14 protein-coding genes and 3 pseudogenes are annotated in these 16,547 nt (G+C 61.3%); 7 read left to right on the plus strand and 10 right to left on the minus strand.

Annotated features, from left to right (window positions below):
• Positions 1–207 precede the first annotated feature (207 nt).
• Entirely contained in the window at positions 208–414 is a 207-nt protein-coding gene (locus Q0964_RS07925; RefSeq protein ID WP_299265675.1) for a hypothetical protein, read from the plus strand.
• Between the two features lie 375 nt (positions 415–789).
• Here Q0964_RS07925 and Q0964_RS07930 read toward each other — a convergent pair whose 3' ends face one another.
• The 3 genes from Q0964_RS07930 to Q0964_RS07940 form a co-directional block, all read right to left on the minus strand.
• Positions 790–1,215 carry a universal stress protein gene (locus tag Q0964_RS07930; RefSeq protein WP_299265678.1) on the minus strand — a complete coding sequence of 142 codons (426 nt, stop codon included), beginning with the start codon at positions 1,213–1,215 and terminating at the stop codon, positions 790–792.
• 48 nt (positions 1,216–1,263) lie between these two features.
• Positions 1,264–1,878 carry a hypothetical protein gene (locus Q0964_RS07935; RefSeq protein WP_299265681.1) on the minus strand — a complete coding sequence of 205 codons (615 nt, stop codon included), beginning with the start codon at positions 1,876–1,878 and terminating at the stop codon, positions 1,264–1,266.
• Between the two features lie 180 nt (positions 1,879–2,058).
• A complete protein-coding gene (locus Q0964_RS07940) occupies positions 2,059–2,268 on the minus strand; it encodes a hypothetical protein (RefSeq protein ID WP_299265684.1) in 210 nt (69 codons plus the stop codon).
• A 1,159-nt stretch (positions 2,269–3,427) separates the two neighbouring features.
• Between Q0964_RS07940 and Q0964_RS07945 the strand changes: the two genes are divergently transcribed.
• From Q0964_RS07945 to Q0964_RS07960, 3 genes and pseudogenes are all read left to right on the plus strand, one after another.
• Entirely contained in the window at positions 3,428–4,321 is an 894-nt protein-coding gene (locus tag Q0964_RS07945) for an FAD binding domain-containing protein (RefSeq protein ID WP_299265687.1), read from the plus strand.
• A gap of 164 nt (positions 4,322–4,485) precedes the next feature.
• A pseudogene (locus Q0964_RS18315) lies at positions 4,486–5,179 on the plus strand (RNA-guided endonuclease InsQ/TnpB family protein); the annotation flags it as partial.
• Between the two features lie 115 nt (positions 5,180–5,294).
• A pseudogene (locus Q0964_RS07960) lies at positions 5,295–5,603 on the plus strand (IS1595 family transposase); the annotation flags it as partial.
• 101 nt (positions 5,604–5,704) lie between these two features.
• On the opposite strand, the gene Q0964_RS07965 reads toward Q0964_RS07960, so the two are convergent.
• Both Q0964_RS07965 and Q0964_RS18320 read right to left on the minus strand, forming a co-directional pair.
• Positions 5,705–6,163 (minus strand): hypothetical protein, encoded by a 459-nt coding sequence (locus tag Q0964_RS07965; RefSeq protein ID WP_299265695.1) that lies wholly within the window; start codon positions 6,161–6,163, stop codon positions 5,705–5,707.
• 319 nt (positions 6,164–6,482) lie between these two features.
• Positions 6,483–6,756 (minus strand): annotated as a pseudogene (locus Q0964_RS18320) (zinc ribbon domain-containing protein); the annotation flags it as partial.
• Positions 6,757–6,949: 193 nt separating this feature from the next.
• Here Q0964_RS18320 and Q0964_RS07975 point away from each other — a divergent pair.
• The 3 genes from Q0964_RS07975 (at position 6,950) to Q0964_RS07985 (ending at position 10,761) form a co-directional block, all read left to right on the plus strand.
• Positions 6,950–7,261, plus strand: coding sequence for a cation diffusion facilitator family transporter (locus Q0964_RS07975; RefSeq protein WP_299265761.1), 312 nt, complete (start codon positions 6,950–6,952; stop codon positions 7,259–7,261).
• Positions 7,219–7,377, plus strand: a complete 159-nt coding sequence (locus tag Q0964_RS07980) for a hypothetical protein (protein WP_299265698.1) — start codon at positions 7,219–7,221, stop codon at positions 7,375–7,377. The genes Q0964_RS07975 and Q0964_RS07980 overlap by 43 nt, the downstream gene beginning before the upstream one ends.
• A 405-nt stretch (positions 7,378–7,782) precedes the next feature.
• Positions 7,783–10,761, plus strand: a complete 2,979-nt coding sequence (locus Q0964_RS07985; RefSeq protein WP_299265701.1) for an Eco57I restriction-modification methylase domain-containing protein — start codon at positions 7,783–7,785, stop codon at positions 10,759–10,761.
• A 124-nt stretch (positions 10,762–10,885) separates the two neighbouring features.
• Here Q0964_RS07985 and Q0964_RS07990 read toward each other — a convergent pair whose 3' ends face one another.
• The 5 genes from Q0964_RS07990 to Q0964_RS08015 all read right to left on the minus strand — a co-directional run bounded on the left by Q0964_RS07990 (position 10,886) and on the right by Q0964_RS08015 (position 16,424).
• Positions 10,886–11,452 (minus strand): hypothetical protein, encoded by a 567-nt coding sequence (locus tag Q0964_RS07990; RefSeq protein WP_299265703.1) that lies wholly within the window; start codon positions 11,450–11,452, stop codon positions 10,886–10,888.
• 289 nt (positions 11,453–11,741) lie between these two features.
• The gene (locus tag Q0964_RS07995; RefSeq protein ID WP_299265704.1) at positions 11,742–11,897 is read right to left on the minus strand and encodes a hypothetical protein; all 156 of its coding nucleotides are present in this window, start codon (positions 11,895–11,897) and stop codon (positions 11,742–11,744) included.
• Positions 11,898–12,643: 746 nt separating this feature from the next.
• Positions 12,644–12,865 (minus strand): hypothetical protein, encoded by a 222-nt coding sequence (locus Q0964_RS08005; RefSeq protein ID WP_299265705.1) that lies wholly within the window; start codon positions 12,863–12,865, stop codon positions 12,644–12,646.
• Between the two features lie 367 nt (positions 12,866–13,232).
• Positions 13,233–14,237, minus strand: a complete 1,005-nt coding sequence (locus Q0964_RS08010; RefSeq protein ID WP_299265707.1) for an SRPBCC family protein — start codon at positions 14,235–14,237, stop codon at positions 13,233–13,235.
• Between the two features lie 258 nt (positions 14,238–14,495).
• Positions 14,496–16,424, minus strand: a complete 1,929-nt coding sequence (locus Q0964_RS08015; RefSeq protein WP_299265710.1) for a CocE/NonD family hydrolase — start codon at positions 16,422–16,424, stop codon at positions 14,496–14,498.
• Positions 16,425–16,547: the final 123 nt, after the last annotated feature.

Here is a 16,547-nt window from a genome sequence, read left to right on the forward strand (position 1 = left end):
TGTCGGTCACACTCCCGACTGAGACGACGAACTGTTCGCGCGTCTCAACCGGGTGGTTTCTCGCAGAACTGTGGGGCCTCGGACGCGACCGGGCTGGGGAGTTCCTCGATGGACACCGCGCCTGAATCGGCGTCGGCGCGCCCCAGCCAAACAGAAAGGCTGGCCGCTGCAGACACGCTTACTTCCGCCGACCGCCTTCGAACCGATATGGTTCAGTACTACTGTTTTTCACACCGTCGGCAGACGACCAGTCCCGGCTACCGGGGCCACTCCGATGCAGACTTTCGGAAACTGACGCCGTCGGACCTCGACGGGAATGAAACCTGTGGATGTGCGGGCGGTCGGTGTACCAACTCCGCAGAGTACGCCTGGGACGGCGACGGCGCCGGTCCCGACCCGGGAACAACGGACTGACACGGTAGGTCACGCGGGGAACGTCCAGTCGCCCCTCACAGAACCCACACATCGGCTGGTCGGACTCGCGAACCGCCCGTGCAATCGCTCACCGCGACGGCGCGATAGCCGCTCGGACCGATACCGAACCGTCGAAGTGGCTCCGTGACGCTCCTCGTGCAGTTGCTCACAGACGCCGGCGAGGCGTTCGGGCCAGTTCTCGGTGTTCCTCGGTAGCGAGGACGGACCCTCGGGCTTGCGTCTCGGCGGGCCCGGTATAGTCATGCTTTTTTGAGCCACGACAGAGTCTCTCGAACACCTCAGTTCGCTCTCGCGGGGGCTTCGAGCGCGGTCGGGAGACGAGTGCGACCGACCTGGGATAGCACGGACTCGTCACTACTGCCGCTGTACCGCCAGCACGGGTGTGTCGCTGTCCTGGATGACCCGTTCGGTGATACTCCCGAACAGGAACCGACCGGCGCCACTCCTTGCGTGTGTGCTCATGATGGTCAGGTCGGCCCCGACGCGGGCCGCGTAGTCGGTGATGACCCGCGCTGGACTCCCGACTTCGACCACCGACTGTGCGTCGACGGCGTCACTATCAATCCCTTCGATAAGATCGTTCGCTGCCGCGGCCCGCTCGTCCCGCAGTTGCTGTAGCTGCTCGTCGTCTCGGTCAGCGGTTCCGAGCCCGCTCGACAGCTCTACCACAGAGAGAACGTGTACCGTCGCGCCGTACCGGCGTGCGTGGCTGAACGCGTGGGCGGCGGCGTCGGCGGCCGCCTCGCTGCCATCGGTCGGCAGAAGGATAGTGTCGTACATCGGTTCCGACTACCTGTCGTGCGCGTATCAACGTTGGCCCATGGCCAGTCAGTGACGACGCGCAATGAGAACCGCGTCTGCGAGTACGTCGTGGCCGATTGGCACAAGCTGGATGACGCCACCGATCAGGAACACCTGTGCCCCGAAGAGTACTGTGGGAGAGGCGACCGTCAGGCCGAGCAGACCGAGCGTTGCGACCCCGCTGATACCGTACACCAGTCGTTCCTGATAGCGGAGTTGCGGACTCCCCCAGTTGTCGACGGCCGTCACGACGTATCCAGCTCCGATGACCGCGAACCACGGGTGCCAGTAGGCGTACCGCAGCCACTCCAGCGGGAGGGCACCGGCAACCGCGGCGAGGTTGACGACCGTCGCGGCCAAGTTGAGCACACCCCATACTATCCAGACCCGGTTCCGACGGACGGTCGGTGCGGTGTAGACGATACCGATAGCGACGATACCGATGGTCAGCACGAGCCACAACCCGACGATAGAGGTGATGGGACCGAGAGGCGCCAGACCAGGACTCGTCGCGAACACCCAACTCAGCCCCCACCCGATGACACCCTCTACGAACCCCGCGAGCAACAACCCGTCGCCCGGAACCGGCGGCGTCACCAGCCGCCGGAAGTACGTCGCGAGGGCGACACTCGAATTTCGCAACCGGCCGACGCGGCTGTTACGCTCCGCCACGGGTAGTACGATGCCGCCAGCGGCCAATACACGTCCAACCTGGACTATCAGTGCGGGTCATGCGAATATCATATTCAAGAACCGGACGTTCCTAACTCCTTTGCCGATAGCAGTGTCTATCAGGTGACCTGAACCAGTCCGTGTGTGGTTTCAGTCCGGTCGCTCGTCGACAGCGCCACAGACGTTGCAGACGCTCGCGCCGCGGTCTTCGTCGTAGACTAGCGACCCTTCGCCACAGGCAGCACAGGGTGTGTAGCTGACCGAACTCCCGTACCGCGGCTCTGGACCGGTATCCGTTTCCGACCCGCCACGAATCCACAGGAGGACCCGGCTCTTGACCAAGTCGAACAGTCGTCGCATCGTCTTTACCAACGGGTTAGACACAAAAAGGCGTGCGGTCCTGCGAGTGAGCGACCGTGAACCCCTGGCCACGGTCGTGAGCGGTCGGAAGCACAGTTCCTTTTCCGGCGGGGACGGCGACACTACGACAGTTGCTCGCTATGAATATCTGTGCCTCGATGTGAACTCCCCTGTCCTACCGCGCTCGGGGCTCCTCGCCCCTCGCTTGTCGAGGGCAGGGCTTCCTGTTTCTGTGTCGGAGTTTATCCCCGACGTGGGCACAGGGATTCCAGACTCCCCAAGCGACGTTCCGTCACAGGTGGTTCGGAGCGTCCCACTCCTACCGACCGGACACTCAGCCACAACCGACGGTGCGCGCTTCTTCTCGCGTTTGAACACCACCGGAGGCGTGACGAGTATCGTACTGTTAATATTGACCGTAGGGACAGTACAGTCATGCCGTGCAGTGAACCTAGACGACGACGACGCTGTATCCCAGCCCTACTCACTCGCTCCGCTCGTTCCCTGCGGACAGAGGCTTAGCGCCTGTAGTCAGCTAAAAGGGACTGTTGTGGTCCACAAACTCAAAATGGAGTCTGTTGCTGACTCCTCTGAATACGTTGTTGTCGGTGCCGACAGCTATCTTGATACAGCGAGAGAATCCCGCCGTTCACGGCGGGCGTGAATCGCGTCCATTTCAGGAACCATTCATCACAGTACTTCCACCCTGAAATTTATTTTTCTCAACACATAATATGACATACACCGAGGCGGCCTGACCGCCCAACTAAACGGATACTATCGGATTCATGGGAATCTACATTCGAAGGAATCCCCTTCAGGTCGCTGGATTCCCAGTCCGGTAACTCTGAATCCCCATGCCGGGGATAGGAGTAACGGCGGTCTGGCCCCGCCAGGAGACCCGCCATGCCGACTGGTCTGCAAGCCAGTAAATATCCCACCGCCTGCGGTGCGGGAAGCCTTGTCGTCGTCGGGCTACGCCCGACTGCTTGAGGGAGCTTCGCTCCCTCTCCGTTTGTACCGAGGAGGAGGTCACACTAACACAAAATGTATTGCTGAGAGGTTCTGTTGTACAGGCGATGAGTGTACCGACTGACAGCGAGGTTGGGAGCGACCAGCAACGGTGCCTCTTGTGGTGTGCGGGCGCGGTGGAGGCAAGATGAAACCTGCTCCGTTCAACTACCACAGACCGTCGACAATCGAGGAGGCCCTCACACTGCTCAGCGAGACGCAGGGCGCGGAACTGATGGCCGGTAATCAGTCCCTCGGACTCGACATGGCGAGTCGGAATAAACGCCCCGATCACATCGTCGATCTTGACGCTGTGGACGAACTGTCCTTCCTCGACGTCACGAATGAACGCGTCGAGGTGGGTGCGATGGTGACACACCGGACGATCGAACGGTCCGAAGAACTCGACCAGGCACTCCCGATGTTACCCGAGTCCGCCAAGATTGCTGGCCTGAGCGTCCGTAATCGGGGAACCATGGGTGGGAGTGTTGCCGAAGCGGACCCCGCTGGAAACTACCCCGCTGCCCTGCGCGCTCTCGAGGGCAGTATCAATCTCCGGTCACTCCAGGGTGCACGGTCGGTGCCAGCCCGGGAGTTCTTCACATCGTACATGTCTACAGACATGCGTGAAAACGAACTTGTCGAGTCGGTGACTGTCGACCGGAGTCAGTTCCCCATGGACCGGACAGGGATGTCCTTTATCGAACTCAAACGGAGCGCCCTGGGGTGGGCCGACGTTAGTGCAGCCGCGGCCGTTCGTGTCGCAAAGCCCGACGAGTCCGAGCCAACAATCGAACACGCCCGATTAGCGCTCGCAAACGTCGCCGACGTTCCTCCGGCCGTCGACGCAGTTCCACGGGAACTCGAAGGCGAACCACTGACCGAGTCGGCCGCCGAAGCGGTCGAACGTGCGGCCACAGCGGCCGCCGATCCGAGCGAAAAGGTCCATACCGATGGCGAATTCAAGCCGGACATCGCCGGGACCTACGGCCGGCGTGCGATCGAACGTGCGTACGACCGAGCAACTGCAGACTCTACATGAACCGGCCGATGGAGTCACCCGACGATAGCAGTAACTGGCGTCTTTAGCCAGTCCGAGCGAGGGATTCCCGTTTCACGGGCGGTCAAGGCGAATGCCCTGGGGTTGAAGCCAGCAACTCGTGATACGAGCCGTCAACTGAACACACCTCTAATCGAGAGACGGCGATGGACTACGGTCACCGCTACTACGCCTACCCGACACAAACGGTAGCCGGTGAACTGGACCGTCATATCGGCATTTATCGCCAAGCCTACAACTTCACCGGTACGAATACGAGAACGTGGACGCCGACGACATTGGCTCCGCCTATAAACACCACTACCGGCTCCCCAACTGGAAAGACGAGTTCCCCGTCTTCTCGGAGGGCAATCCGAAGACTCTGCAACGAACCGTCACACGGTTCTATCAGAACCTCTCGAACCTGGAAGACCAGAAAGAGAACCGGAACAGGGTCGGGAAACTCACGTGGAGGTCACCGACGGAGTTCCAGAGTATGCCGTTTTTGCAGTCTGGCTTCGAACTCAAAAATACGAGTGGCCGACACGCGACACGCTGACTCTCCAAAATCGGAGACATCACCATCCGCTACCACCGCGACATCTCGGATGAAGCATCTATCAAAGAAGTCATATCAAGAAGGAGACGACCGGTGACTGGTTCGTCTCGCTCGGCCTCGAAGCCGACGACGCCGACCTGCCTGAGAAACCCCACGTGGACTCGTTGGACACGAGCAACAGCGTGGGCATCGACCTCGGCATCCTGAACTGCATCCACACCAGTGATTGGAAGCCCGTGGAGTGGGTCGGCCTCGAGCATAAGTACGAGCGTCTTCGCCGTGAGCAACGCAGGTTGTCTCGTAATTCGTGGCCCAAGACCGGCCTGCTGACGCTCGCCGCATGTATAAGTATCTACTGACTACTGCGGTTGGAATTTATACTAGTTCCCGAGATCGCGGCTCACACCCGTTCGAGGACAGAGCAGTTCACACTGCGGCACAGACGGTTTCCTCGCCCTCACGGTTCCGGCTGTCTCCGCCGTGGCCGCTGTGACCGGGAAGCCACGGACGCCTGAGAGGCAGCGTTCTACGATTCGGAACTCACCCCCGGGGAGTGTCTCATTGTCTTCACTCTCTATGCTGACACGCTGCTCAGAATCACCCAGATCGCGGCTCTCCTCTCGCCGTATCACACGGCGCGTCGTGGCTGGGAGGACTCGAAACCGCGTTCTGTCGTGGTTTCAAACCGTCCGGGAGCCGGGCTCCCAGACAGTCGATAGGCAGACGTAGGTCGGTCAACGGCCTATCCCAGAGGCTCGTCAGTGGACTCCCATGCTAACGACCTGACGCGGGAGCGGACGGTCGGACTCGGTGCGAGCAGATGGGCGTCAGCCCGGCCGTTCGGCGGGCGGGATGACGTCGAGGCTGTGCAGAAGTTCGACGGAGCAGGACCCGAGGCGGCTCTCGTCGGGGTGGACGAGTTCGTCGTCGGCCGTCGGTTCGGCGAAGGGAAACTCCGCGACATCGGGCGGCCACCACCAGGGGACGATGCGCTCCAGCAGCGACGGGGGCCTGATGACCTGCAGTTCCCAGGTGTCGGTGCCGACTTGGTCGCCGTCGGGGGTCTCTATCGCGTCCACGTCGCAGGTGGCGACGGTCTCGAACCGGAGTTCGACGGTCCGGCCGGCGCTGACGAAGTCGGTCACCTCGCCGAAGACGTACTGGCCGTCCCGGCGGACGCAGTAGTTCGCTTTGACGCTGTCTTCGCTTCCGTTGGGGCCAGGGATCGAATACTCGAACCGGGGTCGCTCGTACTCGTAGGCGATGGTAACGGGCGTCGTAGCCATCTGTCCGTTGTTCGTACGCCAATTGCGACTGCAGGCGTATCGGCGTTCGGGTCGCCGGTCGGTTGCCGGCTCGCGGGAGCCCGGCTGGCACGACACGCGTGCCGACAGAGACAGTTCAGGCATGGAGTTCACAACCGTCACCCGTGACCTGTCGGCACTGCCGGACGCGGTCCGCGGAGTGTTTACCGGTCAACGTGACATCCTCCTCGGCGTAAATGGAGAGGGAGCGAAGCTCCCTCAAGCAGTCGGGGGTAGCCCGACGACGGCGAGGCTTCCCGAACTGCAGTGTGGAATGTTTGCTGGTCTACAGTTCTATAACTTATTCTTGTGGGGCTATTCTCCCCGTCGATGTATCGAACAAGTGGACTGATGGCTGTGCCACACGGCCGTTACTCCTTAGCCTCGCCATGAGGGCTCAGAGTTATTTTCTGTCGCATATTCTCCGCCGCATTACAGTCTGCATTCCCGAGCATACCGTACGACTCACACACGTACAATCCGCGTTCTACCCGGTTTGAGCTCCGGTCGTCACTGCAGTCCGAGCGGGTCTTCGACGTATTCCACTCGTTCTGCTTCAGCACCTCAACACTGCGTTCCCCAGCATCTCCGAACTGCGGACCGGCGGACAGGAAATCGGGGCGGGCCCCGCGACGTTTCTCGGAACTACGGTCGGTCTGCAGGCACCGGTCGACTCGTTCTACATCGTGATCGCCATTCTGCTCGGAGCGGTAGCCTTCGAGGCGTCCACCTTCCCGACGGCCACCGTCGAGTTGCGACATAACGACGTTGACTACCCTCACCGAGGATGCGGTCGCTCTGCCGGGACTCCTCGCCGCGCTCGTCGGCGTCGCTGCGACACGCATCACCGGGAACACCGCATACGACGCCGCAACCGCAGTCGTGATCGGGATTCTCCTGACGGTGTTCGCGGTGGCACTGGTAATCGGAAACAAGCGGCTCGTCGTCGGCGAGAGTCTCTCCGCGGACTCAAGCGCAAGTTACGCACGGCCGTCGAGTCCTATGACGGCGTTGTCGATCTCGACGACTTCCGGACGATGTTCACCGGGGCTGGCAGGGTACTCGCCACTGCGGACGTGAGCTTCGACCCGGAGTTCGTGACCGGCGATATCGACGAAGACGTGCAGCGGATCGAGCAGGCACTCGTCGACGTCGACGGTCGGGTAGAGTTGGTGTACATCGAGCCGGAACTGTGACTGTCTATCGTCGTTCGAGCCCGTCCGGCGGCCACTCAGTGTCTCGCTGAAGCGCGTCTCGTGTTCCCGAAAACACGCGTTGTCGACGCAGCACACAGCCCCTGTCCACGGGTGTTCCGAACAGACGAACAGACACGAGACTGTGCTTACGGATTATCCGGTCGCGCTCGGGACAAGCCACGCCATCATTGCCTTCCGCTGTTGGTGCGATAGTTTGGTCGCCGTGAGTGCCCCGGTTCGCCATTCTTGATGACTCGTGACGTGCTCCAGATCGAGCGTGACGCCAACGACGGGGTTCCGCACTGACCGCGTCGTAGAGGCCCTCGACGCCTGTCTCGTTCGGTATTACACGCCAAGCGGGCAGTCAGCAGTAGTTTCATATTGACGCCTTCGTTGTACTCCGGTATGTCAGACGAAGATCCAGCACAGGAAGCGGAATTTCATGGTGTCCTCTTCACTAGACTGCAGGACCACATTCGTGAGTCCGAGACGGTTTTTGCGGAGCCTGTAGCGGAGAAGACAGTGGATAGCGGTTACACCGATATCTACGTTCCCAGTCCGCTGAATGGCGATCTAGTCATCGAGGTCAAACGCGATGACGTCTACCCACGCGACCGAGATGTCGTCCGACAGGCTCGGGACTATGCAGACGACCTCGGAACCGAGTTTTTTGCCACCTGTACCTCGAAAGACCTCTTTCTCTACCACTACGACGGCGAGTACGACGTATCCGAGATAGAATTCCTGTACTTCGATCTTCGTCAGAAGCAGCTTCGGGAGTTCGTCGACGAACTGCTTTCTGCGGTCGTCCACGTCCACGAGCAGGGACAGCTCCCATCACAGCAGGAGCGTGAGCGAATCGTCGGTATCCTTCGGAGTTTTCACGCCTCTGTCTGGCCAACGTACAAGGCACTGGCAGCGGAGAAACACGGACGTAACGAGCGGTTCACGCAGGCGTTTAACGACTGGATCAGGGAAAACGACTATCTGTCTCTCTCAGACGACGAGCAGTTTGAAATCGCCGCCAAGCAGTATGCGTACCTGCTTACCAACAGAGTCCTGTTCTACGAAGTCGTCCGGGAGAAGACCCGTGCTGAATACGAGTCTGATGTCGGTGGGATGGTGACGCCGATCGAGACTGAGAGTGGCTTTCCGCTTGCCCCGCTCACTGATTACACGACTACCGAGAACCTGGCCCGGCATCTTCGCCAGCAGTTCCAGACTGTCGTCGACGAGGTGGACTATCGTCCGGTATTCCAGGAACACTCAGACCTGTTTGCCGCGTTTCCAGAGAACCAGAAAGCACTGGGAATGCTGGAGGATTTCGTCGCTAATATCGAGTCAGAGCGGATTACCGAACTTGACGAGGACCTTCTCGGTGAAGTCTACGAACAACTGATCCCTGCTGACGAACGGAGAGAACTCGGGCAGTTTTATACACATCCCCGTATCGCCGAAACACTCGCCGAATGGGCCATTGCTCGCCCGGATGAAGGAATTGGGCGACCCTCCGAGGAACGGCCTCGTGTCCTCGACCCTGCATGCGGAAGTGGGACCTTCACCGTGGAGAGCTACAACATTCTGCGAAACCTATACACACAGGCGGAGCATCAAAAACTGATCGACGGACTGGTGGCTGTCGACATCAACCGTTTTCCGCTCCATCTGACGGCACTGAATCTCTCGTCACAGAATATTCAAGAAGAGACGGACCATCTCCACATTTTCGATGATAGCTTCTTCAATATGGACCCCGAAACGAATCGGCTCGTCGATACGCGGATCAACGCTGCTGAAGGCTCTAATGAAGAAATTGGGAAGTTCGATGCTGTTGTGGGCAACCCCCCGTACATTCGCCAGGGGGACCTCCATCCGAGCAAAGAACATTTTCGGGGACACCTCCGCGTCTTCGGTCGGGAGGGCTACACGACATATCTCGATGGCTCAAAGTCGCTCAGCGGGAAGTCCGACGCGTATGTCTATTTCATCACCCATGCGACTCAGTTCCTCCGGAACGGCGGCCGCCTCGGGTTTATTATCCCAAACAAATGGCTGACCTCACGGTACGGTGAGTCACTTCAGCAATTCTTATTCGACCACTACAAAATCGAAGGCGTCGTCGGGTTCACAGCGCGGGCGTTTGAGGACGCGCTGGTCGATACAGTCCTGCTCATGATAGAACGGTGTCACGACCAGGAACAGCGCGAAGATACGACGATACCGTTCATCAGGATTCGAGAACCGATGGACGCTGACGACATTATCGACACAGTTGCCGTTGATTATCAGACGCCTGACGGTGCGTACATGGAAATCCGGGACCGACCGGCGTACCGCGTGGCTGCTGTTGAGCAGTCCTACCTGATGGAAACCGGCCCAGGAAAGCTCCTGCCGTACATCCGTGCTCCGAGTGAGTTTATCGAACTGCTCGAACACCAGGCGCTGGTCCCGTTAGATGACGATATTGGTGATATAAAACGCGGAACGATGACCGGCGCGAACGGGTTCTTCTTTGTGAATGAGGAAGCTCGCCAGGATTGGGATATCGAAGACCGATTCCTTCAGCCGGCGATTAAGAGTATCAGCGATGTGGATTCGCGTGTCGTCCGTGCCGAGGACACCGAAAAGTACCTGTTCGACATCCATGAGTATGTCCAGCAGGTTGAGCGTGATACTGGGGGCCTTGCGGGTGACTCCGCTCTCGTAACCCGAGTCAAAAACGCGCTTGAGCGGGATGGCTACTCCGGTGCCCGATCGTATATCGAGTGGGGAGAACGTACGGAACATCACACTGGTCGAACCTGTGAGAACCGAGAGGTGTGGTTCGATCTTGGTAGTTTAAATCCACCTGAGATATTACATCCCAAGTTCTTCAACGAACGTGTCTATACGATAGCGAACCCAGACCGGCTCATGCCGTCGAATGCCATCGACTGCATCAATCTTGATGAGTCAGTTGATTCTGACGCGATGGTCGCCTTTTTCAATTCGACAGTGTATAAAGCGCTTCTCGAAACATGGGGGCGAGCAGAAGGCGGTGGTGCACTCCAGCTCATGACCTACGAAGTGTCTTCGGTCCCTGTGCTGGACGTCAGAAAACTCGACAGTGACACGCGGGAACGGCTCGCTGATGCAAAAGACCGGCTCATCGAAGGGAACGACGGTGCACAGACGGACATCGATACACTCATTTTGGACATTCTCGGTCTCGAACTGTCTGTCGAGCGGTTCAGAGAGCTCTACGAAGGGATGGTTCAGCGTCGGATTAGCAGTGGTGCAGACGTCGAACTGCTGGTTGAAGACGTCGAGGAGTTCGACGGGGAGGTGACACGGACGTTTTCACGGGAGAAGGGCGAAGCAACCAATATTTCAGAGTACATGTAGCCGCCGAACAGTTCCTCTCGTCTTCGGCCAACAGTTGTTTCCGAATTTAATCGCCCCCGTCGCGCTCACACTGGTGCCCGACCGCGATGAAGAAAGTCTCGTCGCTCATCGGTTAAACTGAGCGTCATCCGAGCCCAGCCCGCCAGATCTGAATCCGGTCGTTGTCATCGATGGCACTGAACTTCCCGCCCCGGTCGGGGACGTTGTCCGGACTGACTCGCCGAACCGAGTGGAGGAGCTCTTGACCACTCCAGGCAACGTCGCCTATCATCAGACGTTCTTCGAGCCGCTTATCGACGTACTGGACCAGATTGTACAGAACGGTCGCGACGGTGACGGAGTATGCCTGGATTCGACGCTCGCTGTAGCCACATTTCGCCCGGCGGCGGCTCTCGGCCTCTCGTACCGCGGTTTCGATGCCCCACCGGTTTCGGAGCTGCTGTTCCGGCTTCGCAATTGCGCTCGTCGATGTCCGTATCGCGACGAGGATTGCGTGACTACGGTCGCGATTGTCGACCACAGTCTCTGCGGGCGGGACCGGCTGAGCAAACGCGTTCGACAGCGGTGAGAAGCCCCTGTCCCCGAAGCGGACGCGTTTCGGTGTGGCGATGTCGCCGGTCTCAGTTTCATCGAGTCGCTCTTCGACATCCCCGTGGTCTCTACAGAGAAAACAGGCCGAGTAACACGACACGAGTCGAACACCGGCTCACAGCCGCGTCATGCGACTCGTCAGTGCCGAGTCGCAGAAGCAGGTCACGAATGGTAAACGTACTATTACAAAACAATAAATGTCACTCTGCAGTTATAGTAACTGAGGAGGCCACTCACAGACCACCCGAAACACTGTGGAACAACGCGCCGACATGGACGCGGGGTACTCATTCACGATGATTTGCAGGGATCGCACGGTGTCGGCTGTCCGATCCTGAGTCGGCGGTGGTTGTCGAAAAAGCGGGACTGAGCGTTTCGAAGCGTCCCGTTCAGCCGCCACAGCCGACGACGTCGAGCAGGATGAATTTCGCGACGAGCTCGAAAAGCGGCGGGAGATAGCCGCTATCGTGGTCCGTATCGACCGGTTCAAAAATCCGCGTGCGTCGAGTCGCGTGCCGCGTGAGTTCCACGCTGTACGCGGTCATCTGTCGGACGTGCTGGCGAACGCGACTGGACGTGTCTGCTGGACGCAGTCACCGAAGACGGTGATTGTTTCTCCTCCCGACTCGGGGAGTATCTCATCGCCGCACGCCCAACACATACCATCGCAGAATTATGTGAAGAATTCGAAAATGAACTGGCCGTGGTACCGGATGGCGCACCACACTTTCGGGCGCTGGCAGTCGCGACCTGGAGGCGCGATGCAACTCATGTCACGTCGAGAAGCCACCACCACTTCCAGTAGAATTTGCCGTCTTCGGTGCGCGTCCAGTTGTCGAACTGATACGGACTGTGGGTTTCGGTGGCGTGGAGCCGTCGTCGGCGGCAGACTGCCGGCGACGAGACAGCGTCGCCGCATACGACCGCCGTTCCGAGCGGTGGTCAGCGACGAGAAGAACCGGTCGTTGAGTGACCGATTCGCTGGACTAGCCCTGCGTGCCCGGGTGCCGTCCGGGCTACCCGGGGCAGCGGTTCACAACTGTTCTGAAACAACAGACGTACCAGAGACCAGAAACGTCGTCAGCCGTAATCCAACCTCCTGAGAACTGGCAAGCGAGGCTCTGTTCGTCTAACCGGCAGTCCAACCCGATGCCGAAGCGCCTGCTGTAGTAGTCTCGGGCATCTCGTGATGTGTGGCTGAACAGGGAATCTCACCCCGCTGGCGAGACCGTGTTCGATCCGTGTAGAGTTGGTCGTGAACGAACTGCTGTTCCTATCCCGAAACACGTTGTCAAACGCTGTCTGCCTGGTCTCCTGCATCTGTTTCCCCCATCGTGGCGTGCCGGTGCCGTTCCTCTTTGATTTCCGGGTGGTCGACGGCGACGGAATCTTCGATACCGTGTTTGGTCAGTGCCGCCAGTGCAGGGCAGTCTTCGTTACTATCGACGCCCAATGCGTACCGACGTATCGCCCGAGGAGTCCGGCGCTCCAGATGGCCTCGTCGTACCTGCATGGCGACCTACTCAGCGCCCGATTCACGGACGCCCGCTGGTCTGGCGCGAGTTCGCTCGGGCGGCCCAGTGCGAGCTATCGGTGGCCGCCCGGTCCGGTGGCCGCGTCTCGAACCGGTTGAGCCAGGCGCACACCGTGGCTCTGACACGCCGTACCACCGGTCGTCGCCACACTCCCTGTCCGTGAGTGCCACGACAAGCCCTGTAGGGCCTTTCGAGGGCTCTGTGTCGCTGACCCCTTCCCGCAACGTCCCCACGATGTGTTCCAGAACCGTCTCCACTATCGGCGTCAGCCGCCGAGATTACAGCCGCTTTCTGTGCTGTCCCGGCAGGGAGCATCGTGCTGCACTCACCTTGACGGTCGGCCCGTCAGCGACTCTCCAGCCAGTCGATGGGGTTCGCCTCGAACGGGTCGCCGCGCTCGTCGCCGACACTATCCTCGGAGCCGCTCTCGGTGTGGGTGGCCTCGGCCGTGTCGGTCGTCGGCGCCTCCATGGTGGTCGCGGCGGCCGGAGCGGTGTCGGTTCCATCGGCGCCCGTTGCCGTGGTGTCCCGGGACTGATTCCAGAGCAATGCCGTGACGGCTCCGAGTGCGAGCGCAAGTGCGACCGTCAGCAGGGACCGTCCACCGCCACCCGCAGGCTGGCCGGCGCCGACCTGCTCCGCCGCTTCGCCCGTTTCCCCCTGTGGTGTGGCGGGGCCGCCCCGGAGTCGGTTCCAGAGCGCAGTTCCGATGACGCCGAGGGCGGCGCCGACTCCCAGAGAAGCCGCCGTAGTGGGGCCGTCCTCGCCGCCGAGTGCACCTGCGGTCATTGCGAAGGCACCGCCGGCCGCGCCGGTGGCGACGGGTTCGGGTTCGGCGACGGCCTCCTCGGCGTCGGCGATGGCCTCGTCCTCGTCGACGCCCAGGAGTCGAGACTCCGCGGGCGTGCCGGCGTTGACGTGGTCCTCGAGCGCTTGGAAGAACTCGTTGACGAGGTTGTCAGCGACGCTGCTCAGCGCACGTTCGCCCATGTTCGCAGTAATGCCCGACACGTCGGCACTGGCCTCCCAGACGACGGTCGTCGTCCCGTCGCCGTTGTCCCGGAGCGCCTGCCGGATCGATACCTCGAAGCAGTTGCGGCTGGCCTCACCGCTCGCCTCTATTTCGAGCCGGTTGGGACGGTCCGTCTCGGCCACCACACCGTCCACGTCGAAGAAGGGCTTGACGCTGCCGACGCCAACCGCGAGTGTCGCGGTCAGTTGCGAAGGGGTTTCGAGGGTCATCGACTCACAACCCGGCGCGGCGTCTTGGAGGATGTCCGGATCGGTGACGTACTTCCACAGCTCTTTGGGGGTTCCGTCGACGGTGAACTCGCCGGCGAACTCCATCATATGCGTCCACCTCTCGTTGCCGCCGTGTTCTCCGGACGACCGGTACCGCAGTGCCGTGTCGCGTGTGCGTCTGTCGTCATAGGTCTGTGTACCGGGCGAGGCCGTAGGACGCCGGCACTCACCCGTGACTATTTCGTGTGAGTCCGACCGTCGTAAATATCTACCGGGGCAGTGTCCGCTGGGGGTCGACTCTCTGGTCCGCCGGCACCGCAGTCGTCAACCGGCCGAATAACCGCGTGCCAGCGAGCTGAGTGTGGTTCAGTCGTCGGTCGGCCGGACGGGTAGTTCGATGTGGGTTGAATACTGCTGGTCGTGGCGAACGGTGTTCTCGGCGACACGTCGCTGGCCGGGGCCGTACAGCGGCCCACCGGTGTTGTGGTTCACGTCGAAGCGCGGCCAGTTCGACGAAGAGATGTCGAGCCGGATGCGGTGCCCGGGTTTGAACCGGTTGGCGGTATCGTACGGCTCCATGTAGAACTCGTAGACTGCGCCGGGGCTGAGGAGGTCGGGCTCGTCGCGGTAGCCACGGTAACGGCCCCGGCAGATGGAGTCCGAGATGTTCAACGCGTACCCGTCGGGGTGGGTCTCGCTCTCGGGGTACTCGTCGATGAGTTTGACAGTGAAGTCGGTGTCTTCGCCGTCGGTCGCGCCGTAGACCCGCGCCCGAATCGGGCCGACGATGTCGACCGGTTCCTCCAGCGGTGGGGTCCGGAAGACGAGTACGTCGTCGCGGTCGGCGAGTGGGCCGTATGGCGGGCTGGCACCGAAGGTGTCCTCGTCGGTGCGCTGGTCGTATCCGCCTCGCCCCGCGAAGTCGATGATGTTGCGGTCGCCCAGCGGGTGGTCCCGGACGGACTCCTCGCGGGGCTCGTAGGTGAGGTACGAGGAGGTGTTGCCGCCGATGGTCGGCACCGGGTCGGTCGGGTCGAACTCGAAGGTGGTCGCGTCGTCGCCACCGGCGGGGAGTTCGGTCGAGAGGGTGCCGTCGCCGCGGGCGTAGAAGCGGGTCATCTCCGTCTCCGCGGGGGGCCAAGCGTCGGCCTGGTGCCACTCGCCGCCGTGGAAGAGCAACCCGTCGTCGGTCCGGTGGCCGTCGCCGGTACCCATCAGGAAGTACTCGACGCGTGGCTTGTCGCTCCAGCCGTCCCCGTCGCCGAGGTACTGCTCGAAAAAACGGAGACGGGTCTCGCGGTAGTTCCGGGCGGCGGCCTCGCCGAACGCGAGGTTACCGGCGGTGGGGTGTTCCCAGCTCAGCGGCGGGAACAGTAGCGCGTCGCTGTGGTCGTGACCGCCGGGGAGCCGGGCAAGGTGGGTCCACGGTCCCATCAGAAGGTAGTGGTCGGACTCCTTCCGGTCGCCGAGGCCGACGAAGTTGTCACAGGTCGCACCGGTGTACGAGTCATACCAGCCGCCGGCGTACACCGTCGGCACGTCCGCCGACTGGTCGTAGTGCCGTTCGAAGTTCAGTCCGGGATTTTGCCAGAGGTCGGCGCTCGCGCTCCCGGTCTCCATGATGTCGAAGGCCCATTCTTCATAGCCCGGTAGCGCCGCCAACGGCGACTCGCCGCGCTCGATTGGGCTATCCGCGAGCACGTCGCGCACGTCCACGTCCGCGAACCGCTGTTGCATCTCGGGGTCGGCGAGTGACTCGTGGGCGAAGCCGGCTCCGAGAGTGAGCGCCCAACAGAGCCACCGCAACTCGAAGGCGCCGTTGTGCCGGAAGGTCTTCTTGCGGCCGTTGGCCGCGCCCATGTTGACGAACGTTCCCGAGAGGCCCTCAGGGTCCTGCGTGGCGAGGGCGCTCTGGACCCACGCGCCGTAGGAGGTACCTAGCGTCGCCACCTGGCCGTCACAGTAGTCCTGTTCGGCGAGCCACTCGACGGTGTCGGCACCGTCCGCAGCCTCGTTTTTATGAATGTAGAAGTCACCGCCACTGTCGAAGCGCCCCCGAACGTCCTGGATGGCGACGACGTAGCCGCGGCGAGCGTACCACTCGCCGTGGCGCAGACGGCCGCCGGTGCGGTCGTAGGGAGTGCGGTCGAGCAGCGCCGGTCGCGGCTCGTCGAGCATCTCCCCAGTGTCGGGGTCGGCCGGTCGGTAGATATCTGTCGCCAACTCCGTCCCGTCTCGGGTCTCGACGCGGACGTTCAACGCCGCGTGGACGCCGTACTCAGGTTGTGTCGCCATGCTCCGACGGAGTGCCGTCACCGTCAAATAAGTTACGTAGCCGGTCTCCGTCCACCATCGGCACCGGTACCGGCGACCTTCGAACCGCCTCCCCGGCGACACCCGGGCAGCACTCGTGCGACG

The organism is Halorientalis sp., assembly GCF_028275115.1.
In the GTDB taxonomy this organism is placed as follows: Archaea; Halobacteriota; Halobacteria; order Halobacteriales; family Haloarculaceae; genus Halorientalis.

Coding starts and splice junctions, on each gene's coding strand:
- Q0964_RS07985 (WP_299265701.1), top strand. CDS start 7,783: ATGTCAGACGAAGATCCAGCACAGGAAGCGGAATTTCATGGTGTCCTC.
- Q0964_RS07930 (WP_299265678.1), bottom strand. CDS start 1,215: ATGTACGACACTATCCTTCTGCCGACCGATGGCAGCGAGGCGGCCGCC.
- Q0964_RS08015 (WP_299265710.1), bottom strand. CDS start 16,424: ATGGCGACACAACCTGAGTACGGCGTCCACGCGGCGTTGAACGTCCGC.
- Q0964_RS08010 (WP_299265707.1), bottom strand. CDS start 14,237: ATGATGGAGTTCGCCGGCGAGTTCACCGTCGACGGAACCCCCAAAGAG.
- Q0964_RS07945 (WP_299265687.1), top strand. CDS start 3,428: ATGAAACCTGCTCCGTTCAACTACCACAGACCGTCGACAATCGAGGAG.
- Q0964_RS07980 (WP_299265698.1), top strand. CDS start 7,219: ATGTTCACCGGGGCTGGCAGGGTACTCGCCACTGCGGACGTGAGCTTC.
- Q0964_RS07995 (WP_299265704.1), bottom strand. CDS start 11,897: ATGACCGCGTACAGCGTGGAACTCACGCGGCACGCGACTCGACGCACG.
- Q0964_RS07925 (WP_299265675.1), top strand. CDS start 208: ATGGTTCAGTACTACTGTTTTTCACACCGTCGGCAGACGACCAGTCCC.
- Q0964_RS08005 (WP_299265705.1), bottom strand. CDS start 12,865: ATGCAGGTACGACGAGGCCATCTGGAGCGCCGGACTCCTCGGGCGATA.
- Q0964_RS07965 (WP_299265695.1), bottom strand. CDS start 6,163: ATGGCTACGACGCCCGTTACCATCGCCTACGAGTACGAGCGACCCCGG.
- Q0964_RS07940 (WP_299265684.1), bottom strand. CDS start 2,268: ATGCGACGACTGTTCGACTTGGTCAAGAGCCGGGTCCTCCTGTGGATT.